At 35.3% G+C, this 18,149-nt stretch carries 14 protein-coding genes and 1 pseudogene; 8 read left to right on the top strand and 7 right to left on the bottom strand.

Features of this window, described 5'->3' with window-relative positions:
* Window positions 1-6: 6 nt before the first annotated feature.
* The 3 genes and pseudogenes from EHQ43_RS11710 to EHQ43_RS11705 all read right to left on the bottom strand — a co-directional run bounded on the left by EHQ43_RS11710 (window position 7) and on the right by EHQ43_RS11705 (window position 973).
* On the bottom strand, window positions 7-240 hold the full coding sequence (locus EHQ43_RS11710) for a hypothetical protein (RefSeq protein WP_135771299.1): 234 nt from the start codon (window positions 238-240) through the stop codon (window positions 7-9).
* 13 nt (window positions 241-253) lie between these two features.
* Window positions 254-487 (bottom strand): annotated as a pseudogene (locus tag EHQ43_RS19865) (DUF7424 family protein); the annotation flags it as partial.
* Between the two features lie 15 nt (window positions 488-502).
* Window positions 503-973, bottom strand: a complete 471-nt coding sequence (locus EHQ43_RS11705) for a hypothetical protein (protein ID WP_135771298.1) — start codon at window positions 971-973, stop codon at window positions 503-505.
* A 278-nt stretch (window positions 974-1,251) separates the two neighbouring features.
* Between EHQ43_RS11705 and EHQ43_RS11700 the strand changes: the two genes are divergently transcribed.
* From EHQ43_RS11700 to EHQ43_RS11680, 5 genes are all read left to right on the top strand, one after another.
* On the top strand, window positions 1,252-3,642 hold the full coding sequence (locus EHQ43_RS11700; protein ID WP_135771297.1) for a type I restriction-modification system subunit M: 2,391 nt from the start codon (window positions 1,252-1,254) through the stop codon (window positions 3,640-3,642).
* The gene (locus EHQ43_RS11695) at window positions 3,639-4,892 is read left to right on the top strand and encodes a restriction endonuclease subunit S (protein WP_135771296.1); all 1,254 of its coding nucleotides are present in this window, start codon (window positions 3,639-3,641) and stop codon (window positions 4,890-4,892) included. Before EHQ43_RS11700 ends, EHQ43_RS11695 begins: the two co-directional genes overlap by 4 nt.
* A gap of 67 nt (window positions 4,893-4,959) precedes the next feature.
* Window positions 4,960-7,392, top strand: coding sequence for a TIR domain-containing protein (locus EHQ43_RS11690; RefSeq protein WP_135771295.1), 2,433 nt, complete (start codon window positions 4,960-4,962; stop codon window positions 7,390-7,392).
* A 28-nt stretch (window positions 7,393-7,420) separates the two neighbouring features.
* Window positions 7,421-8,068, top strand: coding sequence for a hypothetical protein (locus tag EHQ43_RS11685; RefSeq protein WP_135771294.1), 648 nt, complete (start codon window positions 7,421-7,423; stop codon window positions 8,066-8,068).
* 86 nt (window positions 8,069-8,154) lie between these two features.
* Window positions 8,155-9,021, top strand: coding sequence for a GIY-YIG nuclease family protein (locus EHQ43_RS11680; RefSeq protein ID WP_135771293.1), 867 nt, complete (start codon window positions 8,155-8,157; stop codon window positions 9,019-9,021).
* Window positions 9,022-9,375: 354 nt separating this feature from the next.
* Here EHQ43_RS11680 and EHQ43_RS11675 read toward each other — a convergent pair whose 3' ends face one another.
* Complete coding sequence (locus EHQ43_RS11675) at window positions 9,376-10,572, bottom strand: WG repeat-containing protein (RefSeq protein ID WP_135771292.1); 1,197 nt, start codon at window positions 10,570-10,572, stop codon at window positions 9,376-9,378.
* A 242-nt stretch (window positions 10,573-10,814) separates the two neighbouring features.
* On the opposite strand from EHQ43_RS11675, the gene EHQ43_RS11670 reads away from it, so the two are divergent.
* The 3 genes from EHQ43_RS11670 (at window position 10,815) to EHQ43_RS11660 (ending at window position 15,520) form a co-directional block, all read left to right on the top strand.
* Window positions 10,815-13,844: a type I restriction endonuclease subunit R gene (locus EHQ43_RS11670; protein ID WP_135771291.1), complete on the top strand. Its 3,030-nt coding sequence runs from the start codon at window positions 10,815-10,817 to the stop codon at window positions 13,842-13,844.
* On the top strand, window positions 13,819-14,550 hold the full coding sequence (locus tag EHQ43_RS11665; RefSeq protein ID WP_244242782.1) for a M48 family metallopeptidase: 732 nt from the start codon (window positions 13,819-13,821) through the stop codon (window positions 14,548-14,550). Before EHQ43_RS11670 ends, EHQ43_RS11665 begins: the two co-directional genes overlap by 26 nt.
* 355 nt (window positions 14,551-14,905) lie before the next feature.
* Entirely contained in the window at window positions 14,906-15,520 is a 615-nt protein-coding gene (locus EHQ43_RS11660) for a hypothetical protein (protein ID WP_135771290.1), read from the top strand.
* A 70-nt stretch (window positions 15,521-15,590) separates the two neighbouring features.
* Here EHQ43_RS11660 and EHQ43_RS11655 read toward each other — a convergent pair whose 3' ends face one another.
* The 3 genes from EHQ43_RS11655 to EHQ43_RS19585 form a co-directional block, all read right to left on the bottom strand.
* Window positions 15,591-16,406: a tyrosine-type recombinase/integrase gene (locus tag EHQ43_RS11655; protein WP_208731041.1), complete on the bottom strand. Its 816-nt coding sequence runs from the start codon at window positions 16,404-16,406 to the stop codon at window positions 15,591-15,593.
* A 144-nt stretch (window positions 16,407-16,550) separates the two neighbouring features.
* Window positions 16,551-17,261, bottom strand: a complete 711-nt coding sequence (locus EHQ43_RS11650) for a 3'-5' exonuclease (protein ID WP_135771288.1) — start codon at window positions 17,259-17,261, stop codon at window positions 16,551-16,553.
* Window positions 17,258-18,149: carbon-nitrogen hydrolase family protein (locus EHQ43_RS19585; protein WP_476737595.1), on the bottom strand; the 892-nt coding region annotated here is incomplete at its 5' end. The genes EHQ43_RS11650 and EHQ43_RS19585, both read right to left, overlap by 4 nt.

Here is an 18,149-nt window from a genome sequence, read left to right as displayed (position 1 = left end):
CCCTTGTTAGTTGTCTTTTGTATTCACTGATGTTTTTACTTTTAAATCAGGGTAATCATAAAAACCTAATGTTGAATTTTGAGTGAAAACTTTTTCTTTATTTTCTGGTAGATAAGCCTTAATCCTAATAAAACTGGTTAATACATTTTCTTTCCCAATTTCAATTGTTTGAAATATATCCAAACAGCCTGTGACGGAAAGCCAGATGAGAGAGATTGCTAAGATTCTAAATAATTTCATTTTTTGTTCCTTGTTAGTTGGCATTTTGCGGATTGTTTGTATTTTCTTTTTTGTAGAAGGAAACCACTGTATCCTCCCCATTCTCTAGGATGGATTCCACAAAGATCGTGGAGAGTTTGACCGTTACATAGGATCCTTTTGTGAATTCGGTGGTTCCTCGGAATGGTTTTGGAGTTCCGTTCAAGTAACAACTGCGACAGTTCATCATTAAATCTTGGGAGGAATTGTTTTCTATATTGATTTGAACGGAGAAATCTTTGGCTTATAATTTAGACCAAAACTCCCTTTGTGAGAAAGCAGAGATCGAATAGAAGCTATTGCTATTCAAATGGAGAGCGACTTTTATCTCTTTATCTTTCTCAAAAGTAGAGAAACTAACTAAGTGGATGTCATTTTGAAGGAGGGATTCGTCGTTTACCATTTTTACCTTTCCTTCGATTTGGAGGTAGGTTTTCATTTTGTCTGAATCATTTATGCATACTCCTTCGCCTGGCTCGATGAGATAATCATTTACATAGTCTGTGATTTTGCCTTTGTCTTTTTCACAGCTTTCGGATCCGCTTACCTCCAAACGGATGGTGGCGGGAAAAAGAATTCCCTTTTTTTCTTTTGATCGAAGCAAATTTTGGATCTCCAAAAAGGAGATCGATATATAACTTTCGAAGTTGCAACTTGCGAAAATGCCTAGCGATAGTATAACAGGAAGGATTCGATAATTTAATTTTGATTTCATAGGATTTCCTTTGGTATTATCATGTGGGTGTGGGACATTTCTTTCTATTTGAATATGCGAATTTGAAATTTTTCTGAATTGATGGGTTTTGGGATGGTAAAACTCGGTAGAAGATTTCGATACAAGTCCCATGATTTAGGTGTCTGCAAAAGCCTATTTTATTGCAAATCCTGGCTAATTTTTTTTAAAAATGCAATCTCCCAAACATTTGTCCCACCCATCTGCTAGCATGAAACAATTGCATAATTTTAAGAAAAATAAGACTCTGGCGAGACAATATGGCAATTAAAAAATCGGAATTATACTCATCTCTTTGGAAATCTTGCGACGAACTACGGGGCGGGATGGATGCATCACAATACAAGGATTATGTTCTCGTGATGTTATTTATCAAATACATTTCGGATAAATATGCAGGGGAAGCTTTTTCGCCCATTACCGTGCCAAAGGGTAGCTCCTTTAAGGATATGGTTGCCTTGAAGGGAAAAACGAGCATTGGCGATGACATCAACAAAAAGATACTCGCACCACTTGGAGAAGCCAACAAAATCTCAGATTTTCCCGATTTTAACGATGTGAATAAACTTGGCAGTGGAAAAGAGATGGTGCAACGTCTCACCAATCTCATTGCAATCTTTGAAAACCCATCCCTCGACTTTTCGGGTAACAAGGCGGAAGGTGATGATATTTTAGGAGATGCTTACGAGTATCTCATGAGGCATTTTGCTACGGAAAGTGGCAAGAGTAAGGGTCAATTTTATACTCCTGCCGAAGTGAGTCGCATTATGGCAAAGATCATCCATGTGTCTTCGGCTGATAAATCTAGTAAGACGGCTTATGACCCCACATGTGGTTCTGGTTCCTTGCTTCTGAAGGTATCGGCTGAGGCGGGTAAGATCACTCTGTATGGACAAGAGATGGATGTGGCAACGTCTTCTTTGGCACGGATGAATATGATCCTCCATGACAATCCAACGGCAGAGATCAAACAAGGGAACACACTTGCCAATCCTTTGTATCTTACTGATAAAGGAGACCTCAAACAGTTTGATTTTTTTGTCGCCAATCCTCCGTTTTCTTTTAAAGCCTGGAGCAATGGAATAGATCCCATAAACGATCGTTATGGGAGGTTTCAGGATTTTGGTATTCCTCCCCAAAAGAATGGGGATTTTGCTTTTTTACTGCATGCGGTTCGTAGTTTGAAAAGCAATGGAAAGGGGGCGATCATTCTCCCCCATGGTGTTCTCTTTCGTGGGAATGCGGAGGCAGAGATTCGAAAGAAACTGATCCAAAAAGGTTATATCGAAGGGATCATTGGTCTTCCTGCCAATTTGTTTTACGGAACGGGCATCCCTGCGTGTATCATTGTGATCAATAAGGAAGAAGCTGAAACACGTAAGGAACTTTTCATTGTCGATGCGTCGAAAGGGTTTGAGAAGGATGGAAATAAAAACCGACTTCGGGAACAAGACATTCACAAAATTGTGGATGTGTTTACCAATAAAATTCAAATTCCAAAATACAGCCGTAAGGTGACATTCAAAGAGATTGAAGAGAAGGAATTCAATCTCAATATCCCTCGTTATATTGATAGCAGTGAACCAGAAGACATCCAAAACATCGAAGCTCATTTGCATGGCGGGATTCCTGAACTGGATGTGGATGCCCTCTCTCCTTTTTGGGAGGTGTATCAAGGACTGAAAGAAACTCTTTTTACTACCAACAAACGAAAAGGATTTTATGATCTCAAATGTTCGAAGGAAGAGATCAAAACTACCATCTATTCTCATCCTGAATTTGTGAAATTTGGAAAACAAATCGAAAACACGTTCGCCAAATGGAAAGAAAGCGGACTCGATGCATGTAAGTCGATTGGGAGCAAAACCAAACCTAAGGTGTTTATCCATAACTTTAGCGAAAGCCTTCTCACTGCCTTTTCCAAAACCCCTCTTGTGGATGCTTATGATATCTACCAACATCTGATGACCTATTGGCTTGAGGTGATGCAAGATGATGTGTATTTGGTTGTGGATGAAGGTTGGAAGGTGGGAAAGGAAATCGAACCCATTGGCAAATCCAAAGAGTTTGAAGGAAGGCTCATTCCCAAAGCCCTCCTCATCCAAGCCTACTTTGCCAAGGAAAAGGAATCCATCGAAACCTTGGAGTCCGAACGAGATAGCCTGGACTTAAAACTAGAAGAAATGGTCGAAGAACAAGGTGGAGACGAAGGACTTCTCTCGGATGCCAAAACCGATAAGGACACCATTACACCTAAATCGGTACAAGCTCGCTTGAAACAAATCCAATCGGATAAAGATGCCAAGGAAGAAATCAACTTCCTCCAAGAATACCTAAACGTAGCCTACCAAGTCACGGATCTCAATTCCAAAATCAAACAGGCACAGACGGACTTACAAACCAAAGTGAGCGAACGATACAAAACCTTAAAGGAAGAGGAAATCAAAACCCTTGTGGTAGAATCCAAATGGTTCGCCAAACTCTCGGAAGATGTGCAATCAGAACTGAACCGCATTAGCCAAACCTTGACCAAACGGATCAAAGAACTTGCGGAACGGTATGAAAGTCCGCTGGAAACTTTGGAGAAAGAAACCGAGGCACTGGACAAAAAGGTGAAAGGGCATTTGGCGAAGATGGGGTTTGAGGTATGATTAAAGAAAATTGGTCAGAAATAGAGTATTATCGAATATGCGATAAAATTTCTGTAGGCATCGTTATTCAGCCTGCAAAATATTATATCGAAAATGGAATTCCTGCTTTTAGATCGGCAAATATTAAAGAAAATAAAATAGATGAAAATAACCTAATCTCCATTAGTGATTACGGTAATAAAGTAAATAAGAAAAGTATTCTGCTAGAAGGTGATATAGTAACTGTTCGAACTGGCTACCCAGGTACTAGTGCAGTAATTTCCAAACAATATTCTGGGTCCAATTGTATAGATTTATTAATTTCCCGCCCTAAAAAAAATATAAGTAGCAACTACATATCTTATTGGTTTAACTCTGAATATGCAAAAAGTCAAATACTACGAGCACAAGGTGGTTTAGCTCAGCAACATCTTAATGTAGCAGAATGTAGACTATTAACAATCCCCCTTCCCCCCACTCTCGCCGAACAAGAAGCCATTGCCGAAGTTCTCTCCGATACCGATGCACTGATCACTTCCCTGGAAACCACCATCGAAAAGAAAAAACTCCTGAAACAAGGAGCCATGCAAGAGTTGCTTACGGGGAAACGCCGTTTGCCTGGGTTTGGTGGGATGGGAGGAATGAAGGATACGGAGGTGGGAAGGATTCCTGAGGATTGGGAGGTGAAGAAGTTGGGGGAAGTGGGGGTTTTTACCAAAGGTCAAGGTGTTCGTAAAGATGAGTCTAATTCAGGAGATATACCTTGCATTCGATATGGAGAAATCTATACAAAGCATAAAGATTATATTAAATCCTTCTACTCCTATATTTCAACTACTGTAGCAAAAACCGCAAAAAAAATACAAAGTGGAGATATCTTGTTCGCTGGTTCTGGAGAAACGAAAGAAGATATCGGTAAATGCGTAGCATATATCAACTCATTTGAAGCATATGCTGGAGGTGATATCGTGATACTTTCACCATATAAGTGTAACTCTATGTTCCTTGGTTATTTGTTGAATACACCATATATTCAGAAACAAAAAGCAAGTCGAGGACAAGGAGATGCAGTAGTACATATATCAGCGACACAGCTTTCTCAAATCAGAATTCCGATTCCCCCCACTCTCACCGAACAAGAAGCTATTGCGATGGTGCATTCGGAAATAGATGAGGAGATTGAGGGATTGGAGAATAAGTTGGAGAAAACAAAGGGGATCAAACAGGGGTTAATGCAGGTGTTGCTGACAGGGAAAGTTAGGTTGGTGTGAGGGGGGATGGGGGTGAGTAATAATTCCGCAATGATGCGATTTTTTTCAAAAATAAAAAGGAACTTACATGTATAAAATTAAATTATTCTACAGTTATTGTCATCAGGATGAAGAATTTCGTATTGAACTTGAGAAATGGTTAACCAATTTAAGAAACGAAAATCTTATTGATGAATGGCATGACAGAAAAATACTCGCAGGCGAAAACTGGAAAAAAGAGATTGATTACAATCTTTCTGGAGCACATATAATACTTGGTCTGCTCTCTCAAAACTTCCTATCTTCTCAAGCATGTCTTAAGGAAATGGAATATGCGATTGAATCTGTGGGAAAAAAATTTATCCCAATTATAATTAAACCCTGTACATGGAAGGATGCGAAGTGTTCTTCCCATCAAATTATCCCAAAAGATGCGAAGCCAGTTTCAGAATGGGATACTCAAGAGAAGGCTTGGCTTAATATCTACGAAGAACTTAAAAAAGTAATTACAGAATATCAAAATTCCATTTTAATAAATGAAGATTTCAAGAAAGAATTAACGAATATAGAATTTCTTTCAGAAAATAAAAAAGAACTAACTTTAGATGACATTTTCATTTTTCCCCAATTACTGGGCGAAAACTTTGATTCTTCGAAAGAAGAATCCATAACGAATTGGAATGAGCTATTTTTTAATCCGAAGAATACTAATAAATTTTATTTATTTGAAGGAGATAAACTTTCAGGAAAGACAACAATAGCCAGAAACATCGCTTTGGAATTAGCAAAATCAAACGTTTATTCACTCTTGCTTGATGGCGAACTGATCAAAAAAACTATCAATTTTGAGAAATATTTCAAAGATCAATTCCAAAAACAGTATAATGGAAATTTTGAGCTATGGAAATCGCAACAAAACAAAGTTGTCATAATAGATGACTTTCATCATTTAATTTCAAAAAATATATTGCCTTATCTCGAACAAAACTATAGTAAAATCATAATACTAATGAGTTCTGATGAATATCTAACTTATTTTAAGGATGATAATCTATCAGATGATTGTAAATTAATCAAAATAAAAAAATTCACGTTAGATAAACAAGAAGACCTTATTCGGAAGTGGAAAACTATCGGAGGGAATCAAATATCAGACAAAGACGTCGATTTACTAGAAGATAAAGTTAATACAATAATCAGCAAAAATCAAATTGTACCTAGATATCCATTTTATATTCTCAGCATATTACAATCATTAGAAGCATTTATGCCAAATGATTACAAAATTACAGCATACGGACATTGCTATCAAGCGTTGATTACAGCCCACCTTTTAAGAAAAAATTTAAAACCAGATGAAATTGATACAGCATTTAACTACCTCACTCAATTATCATTTGATATCTACAAACACAAGGCGGAATATACTGAAAGTGAAAATTTAAGTAATTTCAATAGAGTGTACAAAGAAAGGTTCTTAGTTGCGGATAGTATCATTAATAAAATTAGAAACAACGAATACCCAATTCTTCGAATTAAAGAGAATGTCATCGAGTTTGAACATCACTACCTTTTTTTCTTTTTTTTGGGAAAATACTTAGCAGAAACTAATGATAAAGAATTAATTAAAGAATTATGCGATACAATTTATACGAAAGAAAGTGCATTTACGATTATTTTTACGGTTCATCACGCACAAAATCTAAGTATAATCGACGATGTAATTTTGCATTCTTTGCTAACGTTTGATAAAATAAAGCCAGCTAAATTATTAAAATCAGAAACCGATTTCATGATTCAACTTATACATGAACTACCAAAGTCCATTCTTTCCGAAAAATCTACAGAAGAAAACAGAAAGATTGAACGAAAAATCGAAGAGAATGCGAATGAACCTTTTTCTGATAATCTTAATGAAAGCCCAATACTTCGAGAATTTAGCAAATCTTTAAAGATTATGGAAGTTCTAGGTCAAATTGCAAAAAATCGTGCAGGTTCCTATGAAAAGAAGAAGCTGAAGGAAATAGTTTTATCTACTGAAGAATTAGGTTTAAGAGTGCTAAATTTTCTTCTAGAAGATATGCAATCCGAAGAATATAAACAGTGGTTGTCTGAAAGATTGGATTTAAAACTTGAAAAAGAGGAATTATCAGAAGATGAGAAAAGGCAATTTATAGAAAAATCGATAAGATTTTTCGCCTTTCTTATAACTGTAAGCATGATTGATAAAATTGCAGATTATATTGGTTCTGATAAATTATTGCCTATAGTAGATGAAATTACATCTGCAAATATGTACCCTGCCTATGAACTTTTATCATTGAAAGTGCATTTAAAACATGGGGATATCGATTTTAAATTCATTTCTGATTTAAAGAAAAATTATGAGGAAAAAAAGAATAAATGGGCAGAACAAGTTTTATCATATTACCTACAATCATACCTAAATACTCATAATATTAATTTTCGATTAAAACAGAAAATTTTACAGCTCTTAAATTTGAAATCAATTCATACTTAAAACAATCGTTAGAAACAAAGGAGGAACAATGTCAAAAACAGAAAAACTGAACGCTTTATTCGAAAAATGGAAAAACTCGCATCCTGAATTTAAGAATAGCTTTGTTTCCGATGGAATAATAAATGAAGAAGAGTATTTAAAAGCTAAGGTGAAAATTTTAGTACTCACCAAAGAATCAAACAATCCAGAGCAATCCGAAGAGGATTACCGAGATTGGTGGAAATATGGCATAAAATTTGGCTTTTCGAGGAGAATCGCTGAATGGAGCTACGGAATACTGAATAACTTTCCACCTGTGCAATCTATATCTGAAGAAAACTTGATTGATTCAATTCGGAAAATTGCCTTCATGAATGTGAAAAAAATTGCTGGAGGCTCAACAGCAAACGATGCAGAATTAGAACATTATCTAAATCGAGACAAAGAATTTATCCTAGAACAAATCGCAATTATAGAACCTGATGTGATCATCACTGGAATTGCAAAAGATGAGTATTTGAATCTTTTATATCCGAACCTTAAGTTAAAATCCTCTGGATATGATATTCTGATTGGGAAAGAAAAGAATATGAAATTTGTTAGCTTCTATCACCCTTCTTACAGAGTTCCAAGAGCCATGGCTTATGCTTTGTTAAAGGAAGTTTGCCTTTCTGAGGAATTTAAATCATTGGATTAAACGAGGCGAATTTGTTAAAAAAATCAAAGAAAAAGCTTACAAGACTATCTTTGACGAATTTGAAATACTAACGAGACAGTAAACCCATGAAACCCTTTCCCAAAAAGATCACCCTCTTCCTCATTGATGGAGACGCCAGCGGAAGGATCTCTGCGGAACTTTCCAATTGGAATGGAATCACATATAAAATTCCAAGAACTCTGATCAAGGAATCCATCAATAGGGAAGATTTATATTCCACGGGTGTATATTTTCTATTCGGAAAGAATCCAGAAGATGAAGAAAAAGACTTAGTTTATATTGGCGAAGCAGAGAGTATCCTAGACAGGCTCAAACAACATTTAGGTTCTAAAGAATTCTGGATTGAAGCAGTTTGTGTTTTTAGTAAGAACCTAAACAAAGCTCATGTAAAGTATCTAGAGAAAAGGCTTTTTGAATTAGCAAAAGAGGCAAATCGCTATGAATTGGAAAATTCTACAGTGCCCGCAAAAACATCCATATCCGAAGCAGACCAAGCGGAGATGGAAGAGTTCCTTGAAAATATCAAACTAACAGTTCACACATTAGGATTCAAATTATTCGAACGAATAGATAAAAGGGAATCCGAGAAAATATCTTCTCAGTCGAAGGACTTTACAATTTTAACGAAAGGCATTAAAGCAACAGGCTTTCTCACAACAGAAGGTTTCGTAGTTAAAAAAGGAAGCCAAGCAATGATGGAATTAGTTCCATCTATGGAGAAATGGGCAAAAGGATACATGAGACTTCGTGAAAAGCTGATTGCCGATGGAACCTTAAGAGTAGAAGGCGATCACTATATCTTCACTCACGATTTTCTTTTTTCTTCTCCTTCGGCAGGTGCTGTGATTGTGATGGGAAGAAATGCCAATGGGATGACTGAATGGAAGGATGATAAAGGAAAATCCCTCGCAGAAAACGAAGCCATGGAATAGTTAATAAGAAGGATATACCTTCATAACCGAGCTTTTCCGTTTCTTTAATTGCATTTAACCGATTTTCTGCAATTATAAAATTCCTTACTTGCAGGAAACTACAGAGTGTAAAAGATTCCCAGTTCCCAATTTGTCTCAGGAACCTAAGTCCAACGTTACTAATACAAAAGTTTTGAACCATAGAAAAAGCCAACTCAACGTCTTCTCGCAGTTAAGTCCTAATGTGGATTTTTTTATCAAATTGCAAATACAAAAAGAACGAACCAAAAGTAGCAATTTCGAAGGCACTCAGAGTTACTTTGACGAGGCAGTTCAAAAGCAAGAATTGATTTCACATGAATAACTTAGCACTTGTTATACACAATCAGGAATCTTTATATACCCGTATAGACCATTTATTTCTACAATTAAGAATCCTGCCGTCATCCTGGGCATTTTTTTAAATTGAGCTTTGATCACTATTTTTCCATTTTTATCAATTACGCCATAAAGCTGATTTAATTCAAACCAAGCAAATCCATTCGAAAACTCAGAAATGTTATCAAATTCAGCCTTTCTTACAAAAGTTCCATCGTTCTTTATAATTCCATATTTCGATTTTATCCGTACTGGTGCTACATCACCTTCAAATCTTGAGCGAATGTCTATATCGAAGATCGGATTAAACACCGTTTCTCCCTTTGCGTTGATTAACCCTAAATCGAATCCTGTACTTACAAAAGCAACATTTCCAGAAAAATCACGACCACCCGTATACTGAGGTTTAATGACGATTTCGCCATTGGTATTTATATAACCAACCTTCCCATCTATCCTCACTGTACACAAACCGTTCGAAAATGAATCTGCGTTTTCAAATTTGTTTTGAATGACCAATTTTCCTTTCGTATTTATAAATCCCCATTTACCATTTAGCTTTACTGAAGCCAATCCTTCTCGGAATGGATTCGCATCTTCGTAAATAATATCTCCTATTATTTTTCCTCTCTTGTCTAGGAATCCGTATTTTCCACGAGATTTTATTACAGAAAAGCCTTCCTCAAATTTAATCTTGTGGTCATATTCAAATATTGGCTTAGTAAGTTCATTTCCCTTTTCATCAATGAAACCAAGCTTATTATCTTTCATATATGGAGCTATCCCTTCACTAAAGGACATTAATTGATCATAATCTTTTAAGAAAAGAACATCGCCTGATTTATTGATAGCTCCCCTTTGATTTTCAATGTTAAAGAATACTGCCTTCCCATCGGAAAAAGGCTTTTGAAAGAAAAAGAATTTATCTGATAAATCTATTGCGACTTTGCCAGATTGATCTATAAATTGTTGAGTGTATCCATTTTTAACTAGTGCCAATCCTTCTGAATATAACCCCGCTTCTTCATACTGAATTAATGTTGAATTCAAATTGGAAGAAACCTGGATGAAAGACTGATCGTCAATTTCTACAACTTTTTCGTTATATTCAACGGGACACTTTTCGTTGGATGGCGAGCCTTCTGTTGGTAAATTAAAAAAAAGGAATACAAATAAAAACAATCGTGATTTCATAAAGAATCTATAACTCCCATACAATGGAAAAGTAATATTGTTGAAACTAAAAGTGAAGCATTTTTTCTATGAGTTTCTAAAATGAAGTGAAATCTTGACATTATGTAAACTTTAGGAAAAGTTTATATCTTAAATTGCTCTTTAATGAAAGTTGCAATCCCAAACGAACCTTATATAAGATTCAACTTTAAATTTTCCATTTGACGGCTATTTGACGATCTTTCAATACTTGAAAAATAAGTATGAAAATAGGCGAGATCGAAAGGGCAACGCAGAACCGAGTCATAAAACTCTTTCAAAACGAGTTGGGTTATGATTATCTAGGAGATTGGCGAGACCAATCTAACAAAAATATTGTCCCGAATCTCCTCGCCCGATTCCTATCCAGGCGAGGCATTTCGGAAACCAAAGTATCCCGAACTCTCGACCTCCTCCACCAAACCAACAACCAATTTGGCAAATCGCTGTATGAAAGGAACAGGGAGGTCTATTCCCTACTTCGTTACGGCATCCCAGTTAAAGAATCCGCTAGTGAGAATGCCGAGACGATCATACTCATCGATTGGGAACATCCTGAAAACAACCACTTTGGAATCGCTGAAGAAGTAACCGTTGTTGGCAAATCGGAAAAACGTCCTGATTTGGTTTTGTATGTGAATGGAATTGCCCTTGCCGTATTAGAATTGAAGAAGGCTACCACATCTGTTTCTGAAGGGATCCGACAAAACATTCGGAACCAAAGTAAAGATGCCATCGAAGATTTTTTTACGACAATCCAATTTGTCTTTGCAGGGAATGATACGGAAGGTCTCCGTTATGGAACAGTCGGAACAGGAGAAAAGTTCTTTCTCAATTGGAAAGAAGAGATTGAAGATAACTCACGAAATCTTTTAGATAAATACTTATTAAAACTTTGCAACAAACAACGATTTCTCGAAATTATTTACGACTTTGTTTTGTTTGATGGTGGAATCAAAAAACTACCACGTTACCACCAGTACTTTGGAATCAAGTCTGCTCAGGATTTTGTCAGTAGAAAGGAAAGTGGTATCATTTGGCATACTCAAGGCAGTGGCAAATCACTCGTAATGGTGATCCTTGCTCGTTGGATCCTAGAAAACAATCCCAATGCAAGGGTTGCTGTCATTACCGATCGAGATGAATTAGATACCCAAATCGAAAAAGTATTTAAACAATCGGGTGACAAGATTTACCGTACCACAAGTGGTAAGGATTTGATTGGGCAACTTTCGATGGCAACTCCTCGCTTACTTTGCTCCCTTATCCATAAATTTGGAAAAAACAATGTGGATGACTTTGATGCCTACTTAGAAAGCATAAAGAAGAATCCTCCACAAACCCAAGGAGAAATCTTTCTCTTCATTGATGAGGCACATAGAACCCAATCGGGTAAACTCCATCGATTGATGAAAGCCATCCTGAAAGGTGCAACCTTCATTGGCTTCACGGGAACTCCTCTTCTCCGAAAGGACAAACAAACCTCCGAGGAAGTCTTTGGAAGATACATCCACCAATACCGATTTAATGAAGCAGTAAGAGATGAAGTAGTTTTGGATTTGATGTACGAAGCAAGAGACATCGATCAACGACTTAGCAGTCCCGAAAAAGTGGACGAATGGTTCAATGCCAAAACCAAAGGTCTAAACGATTACCAACGAAAGGAACTAAAGAAAAAATGGGGAACCATGCAAAAAGTTCTCAGTTCCAAATCCCGAATGGAAAAGATTGTTTCGGACATCTTACTCGATTTTTCCAATCGACCCGCCCTGAGTAGCCAATACGGAAATGCGATGTTAGTTGCAGGTAGTATTTACGAGGCATGCAAATACTACAAACTCTTCCAAGATACAAACCTTAGAGGAAAATGTGCGGTCATTACTTCCTATTCACCAAACAAGGGTGATATTCGAACAGAGGACATTGGAGAAGGAACAGACACTGAAAAGGAATTTATATACAATACGTACACAGCGATGCTTGGTGGTAAAGATGCAGATCAATTCGAAGAAGAAGTAAAAAAAACTTTCATCGAGACACCTGCACTCATGAAACTCATCATTGTCGTAGACAAATTGTTAACTGGTTTTGACGCACCTGCTTGCTCAGTTCTTTATATTGATAAAAATATGCAAGACCATGGACTCTTCCAAGCGATTTGCAGAGTGAATCGTTTGAATGGGGAAACAAAACCCTTTGGATACATAGTCGACTATAAAGACCTATTTAAAAAGGTAGAGAATGCCATAGAGGTCTATACTTCCGAACTTGCTAGTGATGAAAATGAAACCAGTCACGAAGATGGATCCATTGCCGTAAAAGATCGCCTAAAGACTGCAAGAGAAAAACTAGAAGAACATCTAGAAGCTTTGGAAACTCTGTGCGAGGCAGTTGAACCACCAAAGGATAGTTTATCTTATAGACGTTACTTTTGTGGAAACACAGAAAAACCTGAGGATTTAGAAGATACTGAATTTTTACGAATCAATCTTTACAAGCTCACAGCAACTTTCGTTCGTTCGTTTGCCAATATTGCTAACGAATTTGAAGAAGCTGGGTACACTCTGAAAGAAGAAAACTATTACAAAACTAAATTTGAGTTCTATGTGAAACTTCGTAAGGAAATCAAAATCGCATCAGGTGATGTAATCGATTTAAAATCTTATGAAGCAGACATGCGACATTTAATCGACCATTACATCCAAGCTGATGAATCTAAAATTATTTCCTTATTTGAAAACCTTCCACTTTTAGAACTCGTAGAGAGTTTGAGTCATTTAAAGGAAGAGAGTGCCAATACTCCAAGAAATAGAGAAGCTTCCGCCGAAACAATTGAAAACAACATCCGATCAAAAATCATCCGTGACCACCTACTCGACCCAGCCTTCTATAATAAAATGAGTGAACTCCTCCAAGAAATCATTATGGAACGAAAAAAAGGAGCCACTTCATATGAAAATTACCTAAAAAGAGTAATGGAACTTGCAAAAAGAGTAGCCAAAGGCAATCAATCCGATGCCCCTTCCCAACTCAAAACCCCAGGTCAAGTAGCTCTTTACAACAATCTCAATCAGAACTTAGAGCTTGCCCTAAAACTACATGAGGCAATTAATTTTAATCGACCTGATGATTGGCATGGCAACCCAACTAAAGAAAATGTTTTAAAAAAGACGATTTATGATTTAATGGACAAGAACGTTGAAGAAGTAGAGAGAATCTTTAAAATCATTGCCGAACAGCCAGAATACAGATAAGTTTACACTTCAAAATATTGAGATTTCTGTAACCTATAAGGATATCAAGAATATCCATCTTTCCGTTTATCCACCTAACGGAGAAGTAGTGATCTCTGCTCCGCTCCGCATGCGTAAGGATATCGTCCGAGTATACACGATTTCGAAACTTAGTTGGATCAAAAAACAAAGAGAAAAACTCCAGAAACAAGAACGAGAGCCAAAGCGAGAATTTTTAGACAAAGAATCTCATTATCTATTCGGAAAAAGATACCTGCTTAAATTGGTCGAAACAAAGTCGAAACCTTCGATCCAATTAAAATCCACTTCAATCATTCTATCTATTCCCAAAGGAATCTCAAAACCAAAAGTAAAAAAACTATTTGAAGACTACTACAAATCAGAACTTCAATTGAAAACCGATAAAATAATGGCTAGTGCCCAAAAGAAAATGGGCTTATCAAACATAACATACGGGATTCGTAAAATGAAAACGAGATGGGGTTCCTATGTTCCTGGAAAAAAGAAAGTCTGGCTCAATACCGAATTGGCAAAGAAGCCAATTGATTGTATCGAGTATATCATCTACCACGAACTAACCCATGCCTTTGAAAAAACTCATAGTGCCAAGTTTAAATCGATCTTATCTAAAAATCTACCAAATTGGAGGGAATTAAGAAAAAAGTTAAATCAGCTGCCCACTGCACATGTAGATTGGCAGTATTGAAAAATTCGTCCATGTAATCGCCAACAAATATGTGAAACCAAGTTCTGCGTTCAATCAAATGCTAACTAAAGTTTGGAATGCTCAAGATCGTAATATAAGTAATTCTTAAATCAATCTATGCAAAAATTACTATTAATCTGGTCGATAAATTCTTATATGTGAAAACATATGAATCGGGATGGAGTTACTAATCTTAACCAAACTTTGTTATATAAAAAAAAGAGATCAAAACCATTTCGGAACTCAGTTTCTTCCTAATTTTTTTTTGAAAATTCAGGCAAAATATTCAACCTTACTCTTAATTTTCGAAAAAGGAGTATAATTTAAAGGAGATGATTATCTTAGGAGGCTTGGTTTGCACAAATTTATACATGGAAAATGGGTCAAGGTAGATGAAGAACAGAAGGAAATCTTCATAACTAAACAAGAATTAAAAAAGTCGAGATTTTGGACAGAAAAAATGATCTCTATGTTTTTTCCCAGTCCAGACAAAGAAGTTAAAAATAATAATTATAAAACAGAACATTCAATTAAACTGTATAATAAAGAAAATGTGATTAAAATTGAGAACTCTGAAGATTTTTTAAAGTATCGTGAAGAAAATAAAAAACGGCGAGACGGTTCAAAAAAAGCATTAAATACAAAAGTAAAAAAAATAATGAAAGATGTAGAAAATATTGAGATTTCGATCCCTCTGATTGAAAAATCTATTCTTTTAGAACAGGCTGTTAATCATTTCAATATCAGACAAATTGAAAACGGAAATTTCAATTGGGCAACACTAGAATCGGATGATGAATTTCTGAAGAGAATTATGAGGAATTTTATTCGCCATGAATTAAGCGATTATCGAATTCATCTGTTAAATATATACGGTCGTGTTGGCAGAAAAAAAGCATTCAAAATTTTAAAATTACACTTCAACAAAGCTATAATTAATTTATATCCTTGGTTAGAGTGTAAATTCTGATCCTATTTTATCTCACTCTTCCTTTATTTTTAAATAAAGGAAAGAGAAAACATACTATACTTTAGAATATTTAAATATATGACGATTTAAGAATTTCCTTTGTATCTAATTTATTTTGTCCATACACGGTAGCAGTGAACGAACTGCTAAAATGATTTGCGAATCGAGAAACTGCATCTAAGGGCTTCCCTTGCCGCAATAAATGGCTAATTCTACTGTGACGAGTCTGATGCGGATAAACTCGTCGATTCAATTCAATTAATCCAATGCTTTTGAAATTTCGATGGACCATTTGCCTAGTGTACGGTTTACCAGTCAGTGAATTCTCGAATAAATATTCACTTCCTCCGAAAACCTCTTTAGTTTTCATGTAGAGGCTCTTTGAAATTATTAGAATATTTTCCTTTCCTCCCTTACCAATGACCTTAGTTTCAATATGCGATTGCAAATCGTTGCATTGTGAAATTTTGACCGACAACAATTCACTAATTCTGCAACCAGTTCCATACAAAATCCGCAGAATCAAAGAATACTTTTTCGGGAGCTTCTTTGCCATAAGTTTCAACTCCTTTTCTGTCAGAAGCTTTGAGTCTGTAACAGAGACATTTGGTTTAGGAACCTTCAATTCGTGGAAAAGCATCTGAATCCCATTCTTAAACACAATATTATTTCGACTAGGATGACTTTTTAATATCCATAGTTTTATTGAAGTTTTTGCTAATCGAACTGAAGCAGGAGACATTTCCTTCAACAAAAATTGGAAGTACTCACGAAGCGTTTCTTCACTGATAGGTCTCCGACCTATCCAATTTACGAATTTGGACACACATACTTTATATTGAGGTCTACTTGGCAGATTAGCGTCAATGTTTGTTAACTTTAACATAAATGACAATTTTGAAGTTTCCATTCATAATGTCAAAGGACCTTTCAAAATATGTTAGAAATCCAATATACGCAACTACGATTTGTGTAAAATGACCTTAGCTTTAGCTATTCATATTAAGAATAGATTACAATAATCAAATTTCTATGGAAAATAAATAATCTCCTCTTTCAAATTCGACATCATGTACCCACTTTTTTTATGACTTCTAATTATTTTTTCCCAGCATTTAAGATTTTTGTTCCAAAAAAAACCTTTCCTCTTTGCTTGTTCTCTATTTTCGTATTCAAGTTCTATTGAAATACGAATAAGATTTGATAATGAATTTTTATAACATTGTTCAAATCCAGTTTTTGAAATTAGTAAAATAACAGAAAGAGCATCAAAAAAAGCCCTATGATCTAAAAAAGAAGGAATATCAAAAATTTTAATTAAATCACGCAATTTTCGTGATCCGAATTCATCATTCGTTTCCAAGTCGAACATTGTATCAATCCAATGACACTCTAGTCGGTAATTAATTTGATTAAGAAATAGCCTATATAAAATCTCACGATCAAATAAAATCGCATTGTGACCACAAAGGAAGTCCGAATATTTTATAAGTTCTTTTACTTCAAATAGAACTTCAGCTAAATTATAACCAAAATGATTCAAATCTGAATTGGCTATTCCAGTTATTTTCTCAATTTCTGATGAAAAATTTTGTTCATTCTTGCCATGCCGAACTAATTTACTAAACATATTAAGTGGCTTATTTCCTATAAAATCCCACTGGACAACACCAATTTCTATGATAGATGATTGAAGAATATCTAAACCCGAAGTCTCAATATCAATAGATAATCCAATCATAAATTTAACCAATCAGGTGGAAGTTGTTTATATTCTCTAATATCAAAATTTTCGAGATCACTGCTATTCTTTTCTTTTTCCTTTCTTTTACGAAATGGTATATTACCTTGATAATCCTTTTGAATTTTATAAAAATCAGAAGGTTTAATTCCAAAAGAATGAAATTCAGATATTGTCTCTCCAGTATGTGAAAAAACTGTTCTGTCAAAGCTATTATAATATGGTGCAATAACATAACTCTTTCCCATCATTTGATTATTACATACAACGGCGATACAATACAGTTCACGTATTGAGCTTTCCGATACAACTTCATAGGTAGAAGTATCTATATTTGCCGCTGGAACAAATAATGTCTGTATTTGTCTTTGTAATAACCACCTCAAAGTCAATGAAAGAAAATCGGAACAAGTAAGTATTGAAAAATTTTTCCAAGAAGACGACTTAAATAAGTACAATGCATTTCCACTTTCATAATTATACCCATTTTCATGCAGAATTTGATATTCCTCTGCCATAGGAAAGTTTTTGATTTGCCTAATAATAAGATGAGATTCTCCAAACAAGTTAAATTTCCTCTTAATTGGAATACATATAGCAGTTACATTACTCGCTCTCATATATGATCTATTCTTTTTATATTCCAATCCAACTATAACAACTAATCTACTACCTTTTCTCTTTAGATAATCAATAATTTTAGATAATCCTTTTTCTGAAAGAGTTAACTCTGGAAAAACTATGATATGAGATTTATTTTTTATAGCCTCATCGACACCCAAAAGCACTTTTCTAAATAATAAATCTTTAATTTCATCATTAAGAAAATCCATTTCTGGATTTAAATATTTATCTTGATCATAAGAAATTGGAGCAATAGTTAAGAAC

Origin of the sequence: Leptospira bouyouniensis (assembly GCF_004769525.1) — a bacterium.
Taxonomy (GTDB): domain Bacteria; phylum Spirochaetota; class Leptospiria; order Leptospirales; family Leptospiraceae; genus Leptospira_A; species Leptospira_A bouyouniensis.
Note: the sequence above shows the minus strand (reverse complement) of the source record. Positions and strands in the feature narration are given on the sequence as shown.

What these genes read in the sequence shown, in the direction of transcription:
- EHQ43_RS11655 (WP_208731041.1), bottom strand. Translation starts at nt 16,406, where the DNA reads ATGTTAAAGTTAACAAACATTGACGCTAATCTGCCAAGTAGACCTCAA.
- EHQ43_RS11710 (WP_135771299.1), bottom strand. Translation starts at nt 240, where the DNA reads ATGAAATTATTTAGAATCTTAGCAATCTCTCTCATCTGGCTTTCCGTC.
- EHQ43_RS11685 (WP_135771294.1), top strand. Translation starts at nt 7,421, where the DNA reads ATGTCAAAAACAGAAAAACTGAACGCTTTATTCGAAAAATGGAAAAAC.
- EHQ43_RS11675 (WP_135771292.1), bottom strand. Translation starts at nt 10,572, where the DNA reads ATGAAATCACGATTGTTTTTATTTGTATTCCTTTTTTTTAATTTACCA.
- EHQ43_RS11705 (WP_135771298.1), bottom strand. Translation starts at nt 973, where the DNA reads ATGAAATCAAAATTAAATTATCGAATCCTTCCTGTTATACTATCGCTA.
- EHQ43_RS11700 (WP_135771297.1), top strand. Translation starts at nt 1,252, where the DNA reads ATGGCAATTAAAAAATCGGAATTATACTCATCTCTTTGGAAATCTTGC.
- EHQ43_RS11690 (WP_135771295.1), top strand. Translation starts at nt 4,960, where the DNA reads ATGTATAAAATTAAATTATTCTACAGTTATTGTCATCAGGATGAAGAA.
- EHQ43_RS11695 (WP_135771296.1), top strand. Translation starts at nt 3,639, where the DNA reads ATGATTAAAGAAAATTGGTCAGAAATAGAGTATTATCGAATATGCGAT.
- EHQ43_RS11680 (WP_135771293.1), top strand. Translation starts at nt 8,155, where the DNA reads ATGAAACCCTTTCCCAAAAAGATCACCCTCTTCCTCATTGATGGAGAC.
- EHQ43_RS11650 (WP_135771288.1), bottom strand. Translation starts at nt 17,261, where the DNA reads ATGATTGGATTATCTATTGATATTGAGACTTCGGGTTTAGATATTCTT.
- EHQ43_RS11670 (WP_135771291.1), top strand. Translation starts at nt 10,815, where the DNA reads ATGAAAATAGGCGAGATCGAAAGGGCAACGCAGAACCGAGTCATAAAA.